Here is an 18,763-nt window from a genome sequence, read left to right on the forward strand (position 1 = left end):
CCGGATGTCATCTTTGCAGGAGGGTAAACGCCTCCTGCACCGATAGCCAATAGGGGAAATTATGTCTCTGTATTCCGGAATTGATGTATTTTCTCAACACGATGATAATAACGATGAGAGTGACTTCTATCGCTGCCTGTCACGAATAGATCTGCTTTTTCAGCAGGCATATTTACAGCGAAATGAAGTGGTTCCTGCATATTTTTCGCCATTTTTCTTGCCTGCCAGGGCGCAGAATGCGTATTCCAACGATCTATACGACGTTCCTGTCTGGTTAGCATTTCACCCTCTCCCGGACTCGCGAGAGGCCTTAACGACGCGGCTTAACAGACTGATTGAACAATTTGATTTAACATTATTTGAGCGAGACATTCTTCTCGTCTGTTTGTTACCGCGTTTGAGTGCGCATTATAGTGCATTGCCGGACAGTGGAATAAAAGAAGGGGTAAGCGATAAGTTACTCATGCAACTGTTTTCATCCGCGCAAACGGAATATCAATTATTACTTTCATCATTACACCCATCATCACCGCTATTCCAGTTCTCTTTATTATTTAAAACAACAATTAATGAAAATAAAATACCTACCACATTTTATATGTGCAGCGAATCGGTGTGGCATTTTCTTTGCGGCAATGGATCGATGGCGAAGTATCGTTATCCTTATCCGCAGCCTGTTGTAACCGATGCGATGACGTTGTACCCGGTGACTCTCAGTGAACAAATAAGTTGTTTATGCCTGGAACCGGTGGGAGAAACACCGCCGGTCATTGTTTTGGACGGGTGCGCGCTGGATGGGCGTGAAAATGGGCTTGCCAACATTCTGTGGCAACACCAACGTGCGTTATGGCGTCTGGATATCCGCGATCTGGATAATGTGGCCGAGCCACAGCAACAACAGGCGGTTGCGGAAATCATCCGTGACGCGCTGATGGATAATGCTGGGGTGGTTTGCGTGCACTGGGCTGATGCCGGGGTGGCAAAAAAAAGTGTTATCAGTGTGCTTGAACGACTATTGCCTCAGGTCCGCTTGCCTTTCTTTGTACTAACGGATTCGACAGCTGAAAGCCCTTTATTCCGCGTTCTACCCAGCATTCATCTTTCTTTGCCGTGTCCGGATGCCATGGCGAAAAGCAAGTTATTGCAGATGGCGTGGCCCCGGCAAAGTGTTAGCGAAAACCAACGGTTGCAGACGCTGGCAGAGCGTTACGCCTTTAGCCCAGCCGATATCTCCTTGTTGCTTGCCGAAGCGAATTATTACCGGCAGGTAAGGGGTAAAGATGCGTTATTAGGCGCAGGCGATCTGCAAAAAACGTTGCTGTACCGGTCACGTAAGAATTTCGGCAATCTGGCCCACCGTATAACGCCTGTTCGGACGTTCGACGATATTGTGCTTTCGCCGTCTGTTAAAAAACAAATGGAGGAAATTCTGGCGGCCATCAGGCTGAGGGAACGGGTGACTATCAAACATTTTGCCCATAAAACCGGCGGAAAAAAGGGGTTAAGCGCTTTGTTTTATGGCGAGCCCGGAACCGGGAAAACGCTGGCAGCGGAAGTATTGGCGCAGCATCTCGATACAGATCTTATAAAGGTGGATCTCTCCGCGGTGGTCAGTAAATACGTGGGGGAAACGGAAAAAAACCTGTCGCTGGTTTTTGATCTCGCAGAAACAGACAGTGGAATATTATTCTTTGATGAAGCGGATGCGTTGTTCGGTAAACGCAGTGAAAGTAAAGACGCCCATGATCGGTATGCCAATATTGAAGTCTCTTACCTTCTGCAACGACTGGAAAACTATCCTGGGTTAGTGATCCTTGCGACCAACCATCGTGGGCACCTCGACACGGCTTTTAGTCGGCGGTTCACCTTTATCACGCACTTTACCTACCCGGATGTGACGCTGCGCACGCAAATGTGGCAGAGTATATGGCCAGCCACACTGGCACTTGCTGAAGATGTGGATTTTGCCGAGCTGGCTATTCGGGGCAATCTGACGGGGGCAAGCATCTGCAATGTGGCGTTACTGGCCGCTGTGCTTGCTGCAGATGAACAGAGCGAGAAGATACAGCTGCATCATATCGATCATGCCATTCGGCGTGAGCTCAATAAATTGGGGCGATTGCCCCTTTAATCCTTATTTTACCGTTTTGCCCTTTAATAACTTTCTCACCCATAACCGGTTCGGATTCATCGCTGCCAGCGTTTCGCCGTCCAGCGGGATAGGCTCATCGCTCATCTGCGATGCCAGAATTTCCGCCGCCAGCGGGGCGCTGCATAAACCGCGCGAACCGAGTGCGCCTAACATGAACAGCCCCTTATAAACGGGCGCGCTGACGGTATTTCCTGCCTCAGTGGCATGCTGCGTGTATGCCACCAGCGTTGCCTCATAATCCGCAACATTGCCCACCATGGGCAGATGATCACGCGTGGCGCAACGCACGCCGCAGCGGGCTTCACCGGCGCGGATATCCACCTCTTTAGCCCACTCAGCTTGTGGCAAGCAGTCCAGCAAGCGCTGGCGATTCTGTTGTTGATCCGCTTCGCTATACGCTGCCTGCGCCTGCCCGCGATGGTAACTGGCGCCGATACAGTGATGATGATTAAGCGGGTTTTGCGGTGTCAGATAACCGTCGTAACAGAGTACCTGACGCAGTTCAGCCAGCGCGGGTGTGGTCGGGATATGACTGACCTGCCCGGCAACCGGGTAGACAGGCAGGTGTTCCGTCTGTGCAAACTGGTTGATGCGGTGCCCGTTAGCCAGTACCACCACCGCATGTTGCTGTGCTTCGCCGTGGTGAAAATGCAGTTGCCAGCCATTATCCGCAGGCGTGAGCTGCTGTACGTCATGCCCGTAGTGCACCTGCAAACCCTGTTCACAGGCCAGCGCGATGGCTGCCGCCGTCAGCTGTGCCGGGCAGAGCCAGCCGCCCGCCGGATAGGTGATGCCGCCACAGCCGGTATTAACGCCGGTCAGGGTCTGAACGGTTAGCGCATCCACTCCGTGGGCCAGCGCACCCGGTAATTCCAGCGTCAGCATCTGCGCAATCTTCTGCTGACTTTTTCCATCCCAACCCAGTTGCGTCACACCGCACCATTGGTGATCAAACGCCAGTGGTAACGCGTCGTAAAGCCGGCGGGCAAAGGTAAAAGCAGCAGGGAAGAAGTGTGCCAGCGCCGGGTCATGCGCGCTGAGGAGCGGATAAAGCGCCCCCTGGCGGTTGCCGGATGCCCCTTCTGCCGGAGCACTGTCGGCGCAGTAGAGCGTCACCTGCCAGCCACGGCGCAACAACGCCAGAGAGAGCAGGGCGCTGGCTACACCGCCGCCAATCAGTGCCACTTCGCGCGCACGGGCAGCGCTTCGGGCAAACCACGGCGCGCGGGGCGTGGGGGCGAGCGTTTGTTCCATCACTCCGGTCAACATTTCGCGTTTACGGCCAAATCCCTTGCGCTTGTGCATGGTAAACCCGGCATCTTGCAATCCGCGGCGCACAAAACCCGCAGAGGTAAAGGTCGCCAGCGTGCCGCCAGGTCTGGCGAGGCGCGCCATGGCCTGAAACAGCGCCGGAGTCCACATATCCGGATTTTTCGCCGGCGCGAAACCGTCGAGGAACCAGGCATCCACGCGCTGGTTTAACGAATCGTCCAGCTTCTCCGTCAGCGTGTTGATATCGCCGAACCAGAGATCCAGCGTAACGCGCCCTTCATCAAGTAATACACGGTGGCAGCCCGCAAATGGCAACGGCCACTGCGCTTGCAACTGCTCTGCCCAAGGGGCAAGCTCCGGCCAGTGGGCATGGGCTTTACACAGATCGTCTGCGGTCAGCGGAAATTTTTCAAAACTGATGAAATGTAATCTTTCCAGGGTAGCGTCGGGATGTGCTACGCGAAAGGCCGCGAATGCCTGCCACAAGGTCAGGAAATTCAGCCCGGTGCCAAACCCGCTCTCCGCCACGATAAACAGCGGACGGGAATGCGCCGGAAAACGCTGTTCAAGCTGATTACCGCCGAGAAAGACATAACGCGTCTCTTCCAGCCCGTTATCATTAGAGAAGTAGACATCGTCGAAATCTCGGGAAACAGGTGTACCCTCAGCGTTGAATTCGAGGTTGGCGGATTGTATAGCGGTTTGTTTCACGTAAGTTACTCGTCCATCAGGCAGTGGCACGATCTTAACGGTCGTCAAGGAAAGGCGCAAATTTCCTCACAAATTGTCTGATCGGACTTGTTCGGCGTACAAGTGTACGCTATCTTGCGACACGAAACTTAATTAGTGCGACTTAGGGGTATTGAATGAAACGTGCAGTGATTACTGGCCTGGGCATCGTTTCCAGCATTGGTAACAACCAGCAGGAAGTCCTGGCATCTCTGCGTGAAGGGCGCTCAGGGATCACATTCTCTCAGGAATTCAAAGATTCCGGCATGCGCAGCCACGTATGGGGCAACATTAAACTGGACACGACCGGTTTGATTGACCGTAAAGTGGTTCGTTTCATGAACGATGCCTCTATCTATTCCTATCTCTCCATGCAGCAGGCGATTGAAGATGCTGGCCTGAAAGAAGAGGTTTATCAGAACAATCCGCGCGTGGGCCTGATTGCCGGTTCTGGCGGTTCTTCTAAATCTCAGGTCTTTGGCGCTGACGCAATGCGTAGCCCGCGTGGTCTGAAAGCGGTCGGTCCGTATGTGGTGACCAAAGCGATGGCGTCTGCGGTATCCGCTTGTCTCGCAACGCCGTTTAAAATTCACGGTGTGAACTACTCCATCAGTTCTGCATGTGCTACTTCTGCGCACTGCATTGGTAATGCGGTAGAGCAGATTCAACTGGGCAAACAGGACATCGTTTTTGCTGGCGGTGGTGAAGAGCTGTGCTGGGAAATGGCCTGTGAGTTCGACGCGATGGGCGCACTCTCCACCAAATACAACGAGACGCCGGACAAAGCTTCCCGTACTTATGACGCACACCGCGATGGTTTCGTTATCGCAGGCGGCGGCGGTATGGTTGTGGTTGAAGAGCTGGAGCACGCACTGGCGCGCGGCGCGCATATCTATGCGGAGATCGTCGGTTACGGCGCAACGTCCGATGGTGCTGACATGGTGGCTCCGTCAGGCGAAGGCGCAGTACGCTGCATGAAGATGGCAATGCACGGTGTGGATACGCCGATTGATTACCTGAACTCCCACGGTACCTCGACGCCGGTTGGCGACGTGAAAGAACTGGGTGCTATCCGCGAAGTGTTCGGTGATAACAGCCCGGCAATCTCCGCGACCAAAGCGATGACCGGTCACTCTCTTGGCGCTGCCGGTGTACAGGAAGCCATCTACTCGCTGTTGATGCTGGAACACGGCTTTATCGCGCCGAGCATCAACGTAGAAGAGCTGGATGAGCAAGCGGCCGGCCTGAACATTGTGACCAAACCGACTGATGCCGCACTGACGACGGTAATGTCCAACAGCTTCGGTTTCGGCGGCACAAACGCCACGCTCGTTATGCGCAAACTGAAGTAACCATAAGCAAACAGATAAAGGGAGCCTGAGGCTCCCTTTTTTTATGCGTTGACAACCTGTCACTGTGGCAGGCAAACTCCACACCGCAACATTATCAATACGATAATGCGTAAGCGTTTAACGTTATCCAACGCACCTTAATCCTGGCACTCAGGTAGAGGGGGCGTGGGCACTTCCCAATCCCGCCTTACTCTGCGTTATGGAGTAATGCATGTCTGTAGAAACACAATCTGTTCGTTCCTCTTCAGCGAATGTCTCGCTGTTTCGCATCGCTTTTGCGGTTTTTCTGACGTATATGACCGTCGGGCTGCCGTTACCGGTGATCCCATTGTTTGTGCACAATGAACTGGGTTATGGCAACACCCTGGTTGGCATCGCCGTGGGCATTCAGTTTCTTGCCACGGTGCTAACGCGCGGTTATGCCGGTCGCCTGGCGGACCAGTTTGGCGCTAAGCGTTCAGCATTGCAGGGGATGTTTGCCTGTGGGCTGGCGGGAGTGGCCTGGTTGCTGGCCGCGCTATTGCCGGTGGAGCCGATGGTGAAATTCGCGTTGCTGGTTATCGGGCGTCTGATCCTGGGGTTCGGCGAAAGCCAGTTGCTGACCGGCACGTTGACGTGGGGCATGGGGCTGGTGGGGCCTGCACGTTCCGGCAAAGTGATGTCGTGGAATGGCATGGCGATTTACGGCGCACTGGCCGCCGGGGCGCCGCTGGGGCTGATGATCCACAGCCATTTTGGTTTTGCTGTTCTGGCGGCAACCACCATGCTGTTACCGCTTGTCGCGTGGGCGTTTAACGGCAGCGTGCGCAGCGTTCCTGCGCATACAGGGGGCCGCCCGTCGTTATGGAGCGTCGTAGGGCTTATCTGGCAGCCGGGCCTCGGGCTCGCCTTGCAGGGCGTGGGTTTTGCGGTGATTGGTACGTTTGTCTCGCTCTATTTCGCCAGCCAGGGCTGGCCAATGGCCGGTTTTACCCTGACGGCTTTTGGCGGCGCATTTGTGCTGATGCGCATCCTGTTCGGCTGGATGCCGGACCGTTTCGGCGGGGTGCGCGTCGCCATTGTCTCGTTGGTGATTGAAACCCTTGGCCTGGTGCTGCTGTGGCAAGCGCACGGCGCGTGGATGGCGCTGTTGGGCGCAGCATTAACCGGTTGCGGTTGTTCGTTGATCTTCCCGGCGCTGGGCGTCGAAGTGGTGAAACGCGTACCGCCACAGGTACGGGGGACGGCGCTTGGTGGGTATGCTGCCTTTCAGGATATCTCGTATGCCTTGACCGGCCCGTTAACCGGTCTGATTGCGACGTCTTTGGGGTATTCCTCTGTGTTCCTGGCCGGCGCGATCTCTGCAGTTATGGGTATTGTGGTGACGTTAATCGCTTTTCGTTCACATAAATAATCGCGTACCGACAGCGCGGATGACTCTCTTTGCAACCGGTTTCACAAAACGAGACAGCGGTGATGTTATGTCACCGCTGGCTTGTTTATTCTTTCAGCATCATTAGCGAAAGGAGAGTGATATGCCCGGGTTTAAAGCGGATTTTTTATGGGGTGGTGCGGTAGCGGCACATCAGCTTGAAGGCGGCTGGCAAGAGGGCGGCAAAGGTGTCAGCGTTGCCGATGTTATGACCGCCGGTGCGCACGGCGTACCGCGTGAAATTACTGATGGCGTGCTGCCTGGTAAAAACTACCCCAACCATGATGCCATCGACTTTTACCATCGCTATAAAGACGATATTAAGCTGTTCGCCGAGATGGGATTTAAATGCTTTCGCACCTCGATTGCCTGGACGCGTATTTTCCCGAAAGGGGACGAACAGGAGCCAAATGAAGCGGGGCTGCAATTTTACGATGATCTCTTTGATGAGTGCCTGAAATACAACATCGAACCGGTCATCACCCTTTCTCACTTCGAAATGCCTTATCACCTTGTCACCGAATATGGTGGCTGGCGTAACCGTAAGATGATCGATTTCTTTGTGCGCTTCGCCAGCACCGTTTTCACCCGCTATCGCGGCAAGGTGAAATACTGGATGACGTTCAACGAAATCAATAATCAGGCCAACTACCACGAAGATTTTGCGCCATTTACCAACTCCGGGGTGAAATACCAACCCGGTGAAGATCGTGAAGTCATCATGTATCAGGCCGCGCATTACGAGCTGGTCGCCAGTGCGCTGGCGGTAGAAGCCGGGCATAAAATCAATCCGGATTTTAAAATTGGCTGCATGATCGCCATGTGTCCGATTTACCCGTTAACCTGCGATCCCAACGATATGATGATGTCGGTGGTGGCCATGCACCGCCGTTACTGGTTTACCGATGTGCATGTGCGTGGCTATTACCCGCAGCATCTGCTCAATTATTTCGCCCGCCGGGCATTTAAACTCGATATTACCGACGATGACCTGCAGATCCTGACACGTGGTTGCGTCGACTATATCGGCTTTAGTTATTACATGTCCTTCGTCACCAAAGCGATGGAAGACAATCCACAGTTGGACTATGACGAAACCAAAAGCCTGGTGAAAAACCCCTATGTCAAAGCGTCGGACTGGGGCTGGCAAATTGATCCGGTTGGCTTACGTTATTCGCTCAATTATTTCTACGACCTTTACCAGCTCCCGCTGTTTATTGTGGAAAACGGGTTCGGTGCCATTGATCAACCGGAAAGTGACGGTATCGTCAATGACCAGTACCGTATTGACTATATGCGCAACCATATCAGTGAAATGAAAAAAGCGGTGGTTGAGGATGGCGTCGATTTAATGGGGTATACGCCGTGGGGCTGTATCGATCTGGTCTCGGCAGGTACCGGCGAGATGAAAAAACGGTACGGTATGATCTACGTCGATAAAGACAATGACGGTAACGGGACGCTGGCGCGCAGCCGCAAAAAATCGTTCTGGTGGTATCAGGATGTGATCAAACAAAACGGCGAGAATATTTAAGTTAAGCCGGATAAGACTACAGGCCCGACAGGCGTGAACGCCGTCGGGCCTTTTTTAGCTCACCAGCCAGAACAGGAACGCAACGACCAGCAGCGCGATAAAGAACAAACCCGGTCGGGTGGAAATCGATTTAACCGTCTCAATAATTGGTGCGACAAACGGGCTGTAGATCGGCTGAATATTGCGGATCTCCAGCGCTTCCGGCGAACGCTCGGTGCGGCGTAAAAACACCTGATTGAGAATATCCTGCACCTGTGCCGTGGTCAGTACCGTTTGCGGTGTCGCTTGCCAGTTTTGCTGCGCATATTCCGTCATCGTGCGCATCTCGATGGGATCCAGCGGCTGTTTCAACGCAGTTTGCACCGTGTGCAGCGTCGGCGCGGGATGGGTGCTCAGTGTCTGGCGCGCCTGTAGCCACGTCATCAGCGGGGCGAAGTGCTTTGCCGGGATCAGCTCACCTGTTTTCACCCCGGACAGTTCCAGCATCGACTGCCAGATAAGCTTGCCGGATTCGCCTGTCGCTGCCGCCAGTTTTGTCACCGCCTGGTTAAGCGAATTGTGCTCCGCAGGCAGTAACGGGCGCTCGGTGGCCGGGCGCTGCTGCGGTTGCGGAATAACAATCTGGTTGTTTTGCAGCATCGTCAGTACGGTTTTCAGTTGTTGCGGCGTCAACTGGCTCAGCGCCGTCTGCCCGAACTGCTGGCGAATAAAATCACTCACTGCCTGGCGGTTATTCCCCTGGCCCAGGAGTTCGGTCAACTGTGAGATTATCTGCCGGGTGGTATGGTTTTGCGTGGCGGTTTCCACCCGCTGATTCAGATTCTGCTCTGCAGCCGGAAAGTGGCGGGAAAGCAGCGGCGCATCGTTCTTCAGCCCTAAATCGTGTTTCACGCCAGCCCAGACTTCTGCGCTCTGTTGCTGCGTCAACGCGATCAGGCGAATAACCAGGCGTTCCAGCACCGTGCGTTGCACACTGGATAAAGGTAGTTCACCGGGAACACTGCCGGTTTGTAGCGGCTCCTGCCCGGGAGGGCGCCCGGGGGCACCCTGAATGGGTTGCATCATGAAAATCCTCTTACTCTCGCATGGCGTTGTCGGCATTGCGGGTATGCCTGGCCGCCAGATTATGGCACACTTGCGCGCTCAACTCCCGTTCTCAAACAGGTACTCTAGTGAAAATCCTTGTTGATGAAAATATGCCTTACGCCCGCGATCTCTTCAGTCGTTTGGGTGAGGTTAAAGCTGTTCCAGGTCGCCCGATCCCGGTGGCGGAACTGGCGGATGCCGATGCCTTAATGGTGCGATCGGTAACGAAAGTCAATGCTGCGTTATTGCAGGGAACGGGGATCAAATTTGTCGGTACGGCAACCGCAGGTACCGATCATGTGGATGATGCCTGGCTGGAACAGGCGGGGATCGCTTTTTCCGCCGCGCCCGGCTGTAATGCAATTGCAGTGGTGGAATATGTGTTCTCTTCACTGCTGATGCTGGCGGAACGTGACGGTTTTGCGCTTACCGATCGTACGGTGGGTATTGTCGGCGTGGGTAACGTTGGCGGGCGCTTGCAGGCGCGGCTGGAAGCCTTAGGGATCCGCACATTGCTGTGCGATCCGCCGCGCGCCGATCGCGGTGATGCGGGCGATTTCCGTAGCCTTGACGAGTTAGTGCGTGAGGCGGATGTCCTGACTTTCCATACGCCACTGTTTAAAGATGGCCCGTATAAAACGCTGCACCTGGCGGATGAGGCGCTGATTGCCCGCCTCAAGCCTGGCACTATTCTGATTAATGCCTGTCGCGGACCGGTGGTGGATAATGCCGCGCTGTTGCAGCGGCTACAAGCCGGTCAGGCGTTGAGTGTGGTGCTTGACGTATGGGAGCCGGAGCCGGATCTGAACGTGGCGCTGCTGGATCGCGTGGACATCGGTACGGCGCATATCGCCGGTTATACGCTTGAAGGCAAAGCACGTGGGACAACGCAGGTCTTTGAAGCCTATAGTGAATTTATTGGTAAACGCCAACAGGTGGCGCTGGATACGCTGCTGCCGGCCCCGGAATTTGGCCGCATTACGCTGCATGGTGGGCTTGATCAGTCAACGCTGAAAAGGCTGGTTCATTTGGTGTATGATGTGCGCCGCGACGATGCATTGCTGCGAAAAGTAGCGGGCACACCGGGTGAGTTCGATAAACTGCGTAAACATTATCTTGAGCGTCGCGAATGGTCATCATTGTATGTTCAGTGCGATGACGCTGACGCTGCTGCGTTGTTGCTTAAACTGGGCTTCAACGCCGTTCATACCCCGGTTCGTTAATGTCTTCTTAATGCTCCTTGCCGACACTCCGGCAAGGACGCTTTTTTCTGGAGTAATTCACCATGTCTGAAGGCTGGAATATTGCCGTTCTCGGCGCGACGGGCGCTGTCGGAGAAGCCTTGCTCGAAACGCTGGCGGAGCGCCAGTTCCCGGTAGGCGAACTGTATGCGCTGGCAACACGCGAAAGCGTCGGCGAAACCCTGCGTTTTGCAGGCAAAACCGTGCGTGTGGAAGACGCGGCTGAGTTTGACTGGACGCAAGCGCAACTGGCGTTCTTCGTGGCTGGCGCACAGGCGTCTGCAACCTGTATTGAGGACGCGACGAATGCGGGGTGTCTGGTTATCGACTCCAGCGGCTTATTCGCGCTGGAGCCGGATGTGCCGCTGGTGATGCCGGATATCAACCCGTTTGTGCTGGCGGATTACCGCAATCGTAACATTATTGCCGTCCCGGACAGCCTGACCAGTCAGTTGCTGGCGGCGCTGAAACCGCTGATTGACGAAGGTGGGCTGTCACGTATTGCGGTGACCAGTATGCTGTCCGTTTCACGTAATGGCAAAAAGGCCGTCGATGCGCTGGCAGGGCAGAGCGCCAAGCTGTTGAACGGTATCCCGATTGATGAAGATGACTACTTTGGTCGCCAGTTGGCGTTCAATATGTTGCCGTTGTTGGCTGACCGCGAAGGCAGCGTGCGCGAAGAGCGCGTGATTATCGATCAGACACGTAAAATTTTGCAGGACGATGGGTTAATGATCTCTGCCAGTTGCGTGCAGTCGCCGGTGTTCTACGGTCATGCGCAGATGGTGAACTTTGAAGCCATGCGTCCGCTGGCGGCAGAAGAAGCGCGCGATGCGTTCGGTCGTTTTGAAGATATTGCATTGTCGGAAGAGAACGATTTCCCGACGCAGGTGGGCGATGCGTCCGGCCAGGCACACCTCTCCGTGGGCTGCGTGCGTAATGATTACGGCATGCCGGAGCAGATCCAGTTCTGGTCCGTGGCGGATAATGTTCGCTTCGGCGGCGCGCTGATGGCGGTGAAAATCGCTGAAAAACTGGTGCAGGAGTATCTGTACTGATGCAGGACGAGCTGAAAGCGCCGATCTACAAAATCGCTCTTGGCATTGAGTACGACGGCAGCAAATATTACGGCTGGCAGCGTCAGCAGGAAGTGCGTAGCGTGCAGGAGAAGCTGGAAAAAGCGCTCTCGCAAGTTGCGAATGAACCGATCACCGTGTTTTGTGCCGGGCGTACGGACGCAGGGGTGCACGCAACCGGTCAGGTGGTGCATTTTGAAACCACCGCGCTGCGCAAAGCGGCAGCCTGGACGTTGGGTGTAAATGCGAATTTACCTGGTGACATCGCGGTACGTTGGATGAAAGATGTCCCCGATGATTTTCATGCCCGTTTCAGCGCAACGGCTCGCCGTTACCGTTACGTCATTTATAATCATCGCTTGCGTCCTGCGGTGTTAGGCATGGGCGTAACACATTACTACCATCCGCTGGACGCAGAGCGGATGCATCGCGCCGCACAGTGTCTTATCGGTGAAAATGACTTTACCTCGTTTCGCGCGGTGCAGTGCCAGTCGCGCACACCGTGGCGCAATCTGATGCACATTAATGTCAGTCGTCACGGCCCTTATGTGGTGGTCGATATCAAAGCCAATGCCTTTGTACATCATATGGTCAGGAATATTGTCGGCAGCCTGATGGAAGTAGGTGCCAACAACCAGCCGGAGAGCTGGATAGCAGAGTTGCTGGCGGTAAAGGACAGAACGCTGGCAGCAGCAACGGCGAAAGCGGAAGGACTGTATCTGGTGTCGGTGGATTACCCACAGCGTTTTGACCTTCCCTCTGCGCCAATGGGCCCGCTGTTCCTGGCGGACTAGTCGCAATTGAAAAAGGCATAAGTACATATGGACTTAATACGCTTTCTGATTGATTTCATCCTGCACATTGACGTTCATCTGGCGGAACTGGTGGCGCAATATGGCGTGTGGGTGTACGCGATCCTGTTCGTGATCCTGTTTTGCGAAACCGGGCTGGTGGTCACGCCGTTTCTGCCGGGGGATTCTCTGCTGTTCGTCGCCGGTGCGCTGGCATCGCTGGAAACCAATGATCTGAATGTTCACACCATGGTGTTACTCATGCTGATTGCGGCGATTGCCGGTGATGCGGTGAACTACACTATCGGGCGGCTATTCGGTGAGCGATTATTCAGCAACCCGAATTCGAAGGTGTTCCGTCGCAGCTATCTTGATAAAACCCATCAGTTTTATGAGAAACACGGCGGCAAAACGATTATTCTGGCGCGTTTTGTGCCGATAGTGCGTACTTTCGCGCCTTTTGTCGCCGGTATGGGGCATATGTCTTATCGCCATTTCGCCGCCTATAACGTTGTAGGCGCGCTGTTGTGGGTACTCCTGTTTACCTACGCCGGGTATTTCTTTGGCACCATTCCGGCAATCCAGGAGAATCTTAAGCTGCTGATTGTGGGAATCATCGTGGTGTCTATACTTCCCGGTGTGTTTGAGATTATTCGCCACCGCCGCGCCGCGGCGCGACAGGCAAAATAAGAAGTCAACGGCGGTTCGACCACTTTTTTATCCCAAGTTGCGAACCGTTATGTTTTAATGTGCACCATTTATGGGCTACCAGGTTCATGTATAAAGGTTATCAATGAGCTGGATTGAAAGAATTAAGAGCAACATTACCCCCACCCGTAAGGCAAGCATCCCTGAAGGTGTGTGGACAAAATGCGATAGCTGCGGCCAGGTGCTGTACCGTGCCGAGCTGGAGCGTAACCTTGAGGTCTGCCCGAAATGTGACCACCACATGCGTATGACAGCGCGTAATCGCCTGCATAGCCTGCTGGATGAAGGTTCACTGGTGGAACTGGGTAGCGAACTTGAGCCGAAAGACGTGCTGAAGTTCCGTGATTCCAAAAAATACAAAGACCGTCTGGCGACAGCCCAGAAAGAGACCGGCGAGAAAGATGCGCTGGTGGTCATGAAAGGCACGCTGCATGGCATGCCGGTTGTTGCGGCGGCGTTTGAGTTTGCTTTTATGGGCGGTTCGATGGGCTCTGTCGTTGGCGCGCGTTTCGTGCGTGCAGTTGAGCAGGCGCTGGAAGATAACTGCCCGCTGATCTGCTTCTCCGCTTCCGGCGGTGCACGTATGCAGGAAGCGTTAATGTCACTGATGCAGATGGCGAAAACCTCCGCCGCACTGGCAAAAATGCAGGAGCGCGGCCTGCCGTATATTTCGGTACTGACCGATCCGACCATGGGTGGCGTTTCCGCGAGCTTCGCGATGCTGGGCGATCTGAACATCGCTGAGCCGAAAGCGCTGATCGGGTTTGCCGGTCCGCGCGTCATTGAACAGACCGTGCGTGAAAAACTGCCGCCGGGATTCCAGCGCAGTGAGTTCCTGATCGAAAAAGGCGCTATCGATATGATTATCCGCCGCCCGGAACTGCGCCTGAAACTGGCGCGCATTCTGGCGAAGCTGATGAATCTGCCCTCGCCGGATCCGGACGATACGCATGTTGGCACGGTGATCCCATCGGCGCCAGTTCAGGAAGGCGACGCCTGATAATACCGAAGGGCAGGGCCACCAGGCACTGCCCTTTTGTTTTTCAAACCGTACATATCAACGGGCATCATGGAAACTAAACGCATTCCGCAAGCCACGTCGCCCCTGGCCGCGTGGCTTTCTTATCTGGAAAATCTGCACAGTAAAACCATCGATCTGGGTCTTGATCGCGTAAGCCAGGTCGGGGCGCGTCTGGATGTGCTGCGCCCCGCGCCGTTTGTCTTTACGGTTGCTGGCACCAATGGCAAAGGCACCACCTGTCGTACGCTGGAGTCTATTCTGTTGGCGGCGGGCTATCGGGTGGGTGTTTACAGCTCCCCGCATCTGGTGCGTTACACAGAGCGTGTGCGCGTGCAGGGGGAAGAACTTGCCGAATCTGCACACACTGCGTCCTTTGCAGAAATCGAAGCCGTGCGTGGCGACATCTCATTAAGCTATTTTGAATTCGGTACACTCTCCGCGCTGTGGTTATTTAAGCAGGCTGCGCTGGATGTGGTGATCCTCGAAGTGGGGCTTGGCGGCCGTCTTGATGCCACGAATATGGTAGATGCCGACGTTGCCGTGGTAACCAGTATTGCACTCGATCACACTGACTGGCTGGGACCGGATCGCGAAAGCATCGGTCGGGAAAAAGCCGGTGTTTTCCGCAGCGGTAAACCCGCCGTGGTTGGTGAGCCGGATATGCCGCACACCATTGCTGACGTTGCGCAGGAAAAGGGCGCGTTATTAATGCGTCGCGGTGTGGAATGGCGCTATACCGTGAATGCAGACGGCTGGGACTTTAGCGATGCGCAAGGCGACCTGAACCATCTGCCGCTGCCGCAGGTACCGCAACCCAATGCGGCGACTGCACTGGCGGCACTGCGGGCCAGCCAGCTGGAGGTCAGCGAGCAGGCGATACGCGACGGGGTCGCGAAAGCGATTCTACCTGGACGTTTCCAGATTGTGAGCGAGTCGCCGCGTCTTATTCTCGATGTCGCGCATAATCCTCATGCAGCGGGTTACCTCGCCGGGCGTCTGGCAGCGTTGCCGAAAAAAGGACGCGTGCTGGCGGTTATTGGCATGCTGCATGATAAAGACATCGCCGGGACGCTTGCCTGTCTGGAGCCGGTGGTCGATAGCTGGTATTGTGCCCCTCTGGAAGGGCCGCGTGGCGCTACAGCGGAGCAACTGCTGGCGCATTTGACCTCTGGCCGCGCATGGCCGGATGTGGCGCAGGCTTGGCAGGCGGCAATGGCGGAAGCCGACGCCTGTGATACTGTGCTGGTGTGTGGATCGTTCCACACTGTAGCGCATGTGATGGAAGCGATGGACGCGGGGAGAACCGGTGGCAAGTAAGTTTCAGAACCGTTTAATGGGCACTATTGTGCTTGTCGCGCTCGGGGTGATCATTCTTCCCGGGTTGCTCGACGGGCAGAAAAAGCATTACCAGGATGAATTCGCGGCGATCCCATTGGTGCCGAAACCTGGCGATCGCGACGAACCCGATATGATGCCGGCTGCAACGCAGGCGCTGCCGGCCCAGCCGCCGGAAGGGGCAGCGGAAGAGGTGCAGGCTGGTGATGCGGCTGCGCCGTCCCTCGATGCTTCAAGACTTGCCGCCAGCGGCAATGCCAATCCGGAAGTGACCACACCGCCGGTGACAAAACCTAAACCGGTTGAGAAACCGCAGCCAAAACCGCAGGCACCACAGCAAACGCAACCTCAGGCCGTGCGTGATAAGACCAGCGAACAGCTGGCGATGGCGAACGAAGAGCCCGCCGAGCCGCCGAAAGCGCAAGATGAGAAGCCAACACCGACCGGCAAGGCGTATGTGGTGCAGCTTGGCGCGTTGAAAAATGCCGATAAGGTCAATGAAATCGTGGGCAAATTGCGTGGCGCAGGGTACCGCGTTTACACATCGCCGACCACGCCGGTTCAGGGTAAAATCACCCGTATTCTGGTCGGGCCCGACGCGTCGAGGGATAAGCTGAAAGGCTCCCTTAGCGAACTTAATCAGTTGTCAGGGTTAAGCGGCGTGGTGATGGGGTATACGCCGAACTAAGTGTTACGCCTCCTTAACCCGGCCCTCAGTCAATGTGTAGAGTGCGTCGCATGACGCCTTCCTCACTCTTCCGGAAGAGGGTCTGAGTGAGGAGGAAAAAGCCTGAATAACGCCCAAATACAGGCGACCGGAAACGTGGCGTTGAATATTTTTTCAGCGCCATTTTTATTTACGCGCGGGAAGGAAATCCCTACGCAAACGTTTTCTTTTTCTGTTAGAATTCGCCCCGAACTGGACGACAGGGCGTAAAATCGTGGGACACATATGGTCTGGATTGATTACGCCATCATTGCGGTGATTGGTTTTTCTTGTCTGGTAAGCCTGATCCGCGGCTTTGTTCGTGAAGCGTTATCGCTGGTGACATGGGGTTGTGCTTTCTTTGTTGCCAGTCATTACTACACTTACCTGTCTGTCTGGTTCACGGGCTTTGAAGATGAACTGGTGCGCAATGGGATTGCCATCGCCGTGCTGTTTATCGCAACGCTGATTGTTGGCGCCATCGTTAACTACGTGTTAGGGGCGCTGGTGGAGAAAACCGGCCTGTCGGGTACAGACAGGGTGTTGGGGATCTGTTTTGGCGCGCTGCGTGGCGTGCTGATCGTCGCCGCCATTCTGTTCTTTCTTGATACATTTACAGGCCTGTCGAAAAGCGAAGACTGGCAAAAGTCGCAGCTTATCCCGCAATTCAGCTTCATCATCAGATGGTTCTTTGACTATCTGCAAGGCTCGTCGAGTTTCTTGCCCAGGGCATAACCCCTGAGATGTGGCTTAACGAGGAAAAGACGTATGTGCGGTATTGTCGGTATCGCCGGTGTTATGCCGGTCAACCAGTCGATTTATGACGCGTTAACGGTGCTACAGCACCGTGGGCAGGATGCAGCGGGTATCATCACTATTGATGCGAACAACTGTTTCCGTCTGCGTAAAGCGAACGGTCTGGTAAATGATGTTTTTGAAGCCCGCCATATGCAGCGTCTTCAGGGCAACATGGGCATTGGCCACGTGCGCTATCCCACCGCAGGCAGCTCCAGCGCCTCGGAAGCTCAGCCTTTTTACGTCAACTCCCCGTATGGTATTACGCTTGCGCATAACGGCAATCTGACCAACGCACACGAGTTGCGTAAAAAGCTGTTTGAAGAAAAGCGCCGCCACATTAACACCACATCTGACTCTGAAATTCTGCTCAATATTTTTGCCAGCGAACTGGATAATTTCCGCCACTATCCGCTGGAAGCAGACAATATTTTTGCCGCCGTTGCCGCCACTAACCGCCAAATCCGCGGCGCATACGCCTGCGTGGCGATGATTATCGGCCACGGTATGGTTGCCTTCCGCGACCCGAACGGTATTCGTCCGCTGGTGCTTGGCAAACGTGATGTCGGTGATGGGCGTACGGAATTTATGGTGGCCTCTGAAAGCGTGGCACTGGATACGCTGGGCTTTGAATTCCTGCGCGATATCGCACCGGGCGAAGCGGTGTACATCACCGAAAAAGGTCAGTTGTTTACCCGCCAGTGTGCGGATAACCCGGTCAGCAATCCGTGCCTGTTTGAATACGTCTACTTTGCGCGCCCGGACTCCTTTATCGACAAAATCTCTGTCTATAGCGCCCGCGTCAACATGGGCACCAAGCTGGGTGAGAAGATTGCCCGCGAATGGGAAGACCTGGACATCGACGTGGTGATCCCGATTCCGGAAACCTCCTGCGATATCGCGCTGGAAATCGCGCGTATCCTCGGTAAACCGTATCGCCAGGGTTTTGTGAAAAACCGTTACGTTGGTCGTACCTTTATCATGCCGGGTCAGCAACTGCGTCGTAAATCCGTGCGCCGCAAGCTGAACGCCAACCGCGCCGAATTCCGTGATAAGAATGTCCTGCTGGTGGATGACTCCATCGTACGCGGCACCACTTCTGAGCAGATTATCGAGATGGCGCGTGAAGCCGGAGCGAAGAAAGTTTATCTCGCTTCCGCTGCACCGGAAATTCGCTTCCCGAATGTGTACGGCATTGATATGCCTACTGCGAATGAGCTTATCGCGCACGGTCGCGAGGTCGATGAAATCCGCCAGATTATTGGCGCCGACGGCCTGATCTTCCAGGATCTCAACGACCTGATTGATGCAGTACGTGCGGAAAATCCGGATATCCAGCAGTTCGAGTGCTCGGTATTTAACGGTGTCTACGTGACCAAAGACGTTAATCAGCAGTATCTCGACTATCTCGATTCCCTGCGTAACGACGATGCCAAAGCTGTGCAGCGCCAGAACGAAGTGGAAAGCTTAGAGATGCATAACGAAGGTTGATCCTGTCGCGCCCCTCCGCCAGTGAGGGGCGCAACCTGTTGCAACGCCCTCTATAATCAGGCA

Annotated in this window: 15 protein-coding genes; 13 read left to right on the plus strand and 2 right to left on the minus strand. The window is 54.9% G+C overall.

Annotated elements, in window-relative coordinates:
- Positions 1-61: 61 nt before the first annotated feature.
- Positions 62-2,131: an ATP-binding protein gene (locus tag ABGA49_RS04495; protein WP_347665194.1), complete on the plus strand. Its 2,070-nt coding sequence runs from the start codon at positions 62-64 to the stop codon at positions 2,129-2,131.
- Positions 2,132-2,134: 3 nt separating this feature from the next.
- Here the strand turns inward: ABGA49_RS04495 and mnmC are convergent, their stop codons facing one another.
- Entirely contained in the window at positions 2,135-4,135 is a 2,001-nt protein-coding gene (mnmC, locus tag ABGA49_RS04500) for a bifunctional tRNA (5-methylaminomethyl-2-thiouridine)(34)-methyltransferase MnmD/FAD-dependent 5-carboxymethylaminomethyl-2-thiouridine(34) oxidoreductase MnmC (protein ID WP_347665195.1), read from the minus strand.
- A gap of 155 nt (positions 4,136-4,290) precedes the next feature.
- Between mnmC and fabB the strand changes: the two genes are divergently transcribed.
- The 3 genes from fabB to ABGA49_RS04515 all read left to right on the plus strand — a co-directional run bounded on the left by fabB (position 4,291) and on the right by ABGA49_RS04515 (position 8,450).
- Positions 4,291-5,505, plus strand: coding sequence for a beta-ketoacyl-ACP synthase I (gene fabB / locus ABGA49_RS04505; RefSeq protein ID WP_061493879.1), 1,215 nt, complete (start codon positions 4,291-4,293; stop codon positions 5,503-5,505).
- A 211-nt stretch (positions 5,506-5,716) separates the two neighbouring features.
- Positions 5,717-6,898 carry an MFS transporter gene (locus ABGA49_RS04510; protein ID WP_061493880.1) on the plus strand — a complete coding sequence of 394 codons (1,182 nt, stop codon included), beginning with the start codon at positions 5,717-5,719 and terminating at the stop codon, positions 6,896-6,898.
- A gap of 121 nt (positions 6,899-7,019) precedes the next feature.
- The gene (locus tag ABGA49_RS04515; RefSeq protein ID WP_061493881.1) at positions 7,020-8,450 is read left to right on the plus strand and encodes a 6-phospho-beta-glucosidase; all 1,431 of its coding nucleotides are present in this window, start codon (positions 7,020-7,022) and stop codon (positions 8,448-8,450) included.
- Between the two features lie 54 nt (positions 8,451-8,504).
- Here ABGA49_RS04515 and flk read toward each other — a convergent pair whose 3' ends face one another.
- Positions 8,505-9,512, minus strand: a complete 1,008-nt coding sequence (gene flk / locus ABGA49_RS04520) for a flagella biosynthesis regulator Flk (protein ID WP_088238137.1) — start codon at positions 9,510-9,512, stop codon at positions 8,505-8,507.
- A gap of 110 nt (positions 9,513-9,622) precedes the next feature.
- Between flk and pdxB the strand changes: the two genes are divergently transcribed.
- The 9 genes from pdxB (at position 9,623) to purF (ending at position 18,700) form a co-directional block, all read left to right on the plus strand.
- Entirely contained in the window at positions 9,623-10,759 is a 1,137-nt protein-coding gene (gene pdxB, locus ABGA49_RS04525) for a 4-phosphoerythronate dehydrogenase PdxB (RefSeq protein ID WP_061493883.1), read from the plus strand.
- Between the two features lie 62 nt (positions 10,760-10,821).
- Entirely contained in the window at positions 10,822-11,835 is a 1,014-nt protein-coding gene (locus ABGA49_RS04530) for an aspartate-semialdehyde dehydrogenase (RefSeq protein ID WP_061493884.1), read from the plus strand.
- Positions 11,835-12,647 (plus strand): tRNA pseudouridine(38-40) synthase TruA, encoded by an 813-nt coding sequence (truA, locus tag ABGA49_RS04535; protein ID WP_061493885.1) that lies wholly within the window; start codon positions 11,835-11,837, stop codon positions 12,645-12,647. The genes ABGA49_RS04530 and truA overlap by 1 nt, the downstream gene beginning before the upstream one ends.
- A gap of 27 nt (positions 12,648-12,674) precedes the next feature.
- A complete protein-coding gene (locus ABGA49_RS04540) occupies positions 12,675-13,334 on the plus strand; it encodes a DedA family protein (RefSeq protein ID WP_061493886.1) in 660 nt (219 codons plus the stop codon).
- Between the two features lie 103 nt (positions 13,335-13,437).
- Positions 13,438-14,352, plus strand: a complete 915-nt coding sequence (gene accD, locus ABGA49_RS04545; protein WP_061493887.1) for an acetyl-CoA carboxylase, carboxyltransferase subunit beta — start codon at positions 13,438-13,440, stop codon at positions 14,350-14,352.
- A 69-nt stretch (positions 14,353-14,421) separates the two neighbouring features.
- Positions 14,422-15,690: a bifunctional tetrahydrofolate synthase/dihydrofolate synthase gene (gene folC / locus ABGA49_RS04550; RefSeq protein ID WP_088238239.1), complete on the plus strand. Its 1,269-nt coding sequence runs from the start codon at positions 14,422-14,424 to the stop codon at positions 15,688-15,690.
- On the plus strand, positions 15,680-16,396 hold the full coding sequence (gene dedD / locus ABGA49_RS04555) for a cell division protein DedD (RefSeq protein ID WP_061493888.1): 717 nt from the start codon (positions 15,680-15,682) through the stop codon (positions 16,394-16,396). The genes folC and dedD overlap by 11 nt, the downstream gene beginning before the upstream one ends.
- A 264-nt stretch (positions 16,397-16,660) precedes the next feature.
- A complete protein-coding gene (gene cvpA, locus ABGA49_RS04560) occupies positions 16,661-17,149 on the plus strand; it encodes a colicin V production protein (RefSeq protein ID WP_061493889.1) in 489 nt (162 codons plus the stop codon).
- A gap of 33 nt (positions 17,150-17,182) precedes the next feature.
- Positions 17,183-18,700, plus strand: a complete 1,518-nt coding sequence (gene purF / locus ABGA49_RS04565) for an amidophosphoribosyltransferase (RefSeq protein WP_061493890.1) — start codon at positions 17,183-17,185, stop codon at positions 18,698-18,700.
- Positions 18,701-18,763: the final 63 nt, after the last annotated feature.

The organism is Kosakonia sp. WA-90, assembly GCF_039871955.1.
Taxonomy (GTDB): domain Bacteria; phylum Pseudomonadota; class Gammaproteobacteria; order Enterobacterales; family Enterobacteriaceae; genus Kosakonia; species Kosakonia oryzendophytica.

What these genes read in the sequence shown, in the direction of transcription:
- ABGA49_RS04515 (WP_061493881.1), top strand. Translation starts at nt 7,020, where the DNA reads ATGCCCGGGTTTAAAGCGGATTTTTTATGGGGTGGTGCGGTAGCGGCA.
- ABGA49_RS04510 (WP_061493880.1), top strand. Translation starts at nt 5,717, where the DNA reads ATGTCTGTAGAAACACAATCTGTTCGTTCCTCTTCAGCGAATGTCTCG.
- flk (WP_088238137.1), bottom strand. Translation starts at nt 9,512, where the DNA reads ATGCAACCCATTCAGGGTGCCCCCGGGCGCCCTCCCGGGCAGGAGCCG.
- ABGA49_RS04540 (WP_061493886.1), top strand. Translation starts at nt 12,675, where the DNA reads ATGGACTTAATACGCTTTCTGATTGATTTCATCCTGCACATTGACGTT.
- ABGA49_RS04495 (WP_347665194.1), top strand. Translation starts at nt 62, where the DNA reads ATGTCTCTGTATTCCGGAATTGATGTATTTTCTCAACACGATGATAAT.
- purF (WP_061493890.1), top strand. Translation starts at nt 17,183, where the DNA reads ATGTGCGGTATTGTCGGTATCGCCGGTGTTATGCCGGTCAACCAGTCG.
- cvpA (WP_061493889.1), top strand. Translation starts at nt 16,661, where the DNA reads ATGGTCTGGATTGATTACGCCATCATTGCGGTGATTGGTTTTTCTTGT.
- accD (WP_061493887.1), top strand. Translation starts at nt 13,438, where the DNA reads ATGAGCTGGATTGAAAGAATTAAGAGCAACATTACCCCCACCCGTAAG.
- folC (WP_088238239.1), top strand. Translation starts at nt 14,422, where the DNA reads ATGGAAACTAAACGCATTCCGCAAGCCACGTCGCCCCTGGCCGCGTGG.
- ABGA49_RS04530 (WP_061493884.1), top strand. Translation starts at nt 10,822, where the DNA reads ATGTCTGAAGGCTGGAATATTGCCGTTCTCGGCGCGACGGGCGCTGTC.
- truA (WP_061493885.1), top strand. Translation starts at nt 11,835, where the DNA reads ATGCAGGACGAGCTGAAAGCGCCGATCTACAAAATCGCTCTTGGCATT.
- fabB (WP_061493879.1), top strand. Translation starts at nt 4,291, where the DNA reads ATGAAACGTGCAGTGATTACTGGCCTGGGCATCGTTTCCAGCATTGGT.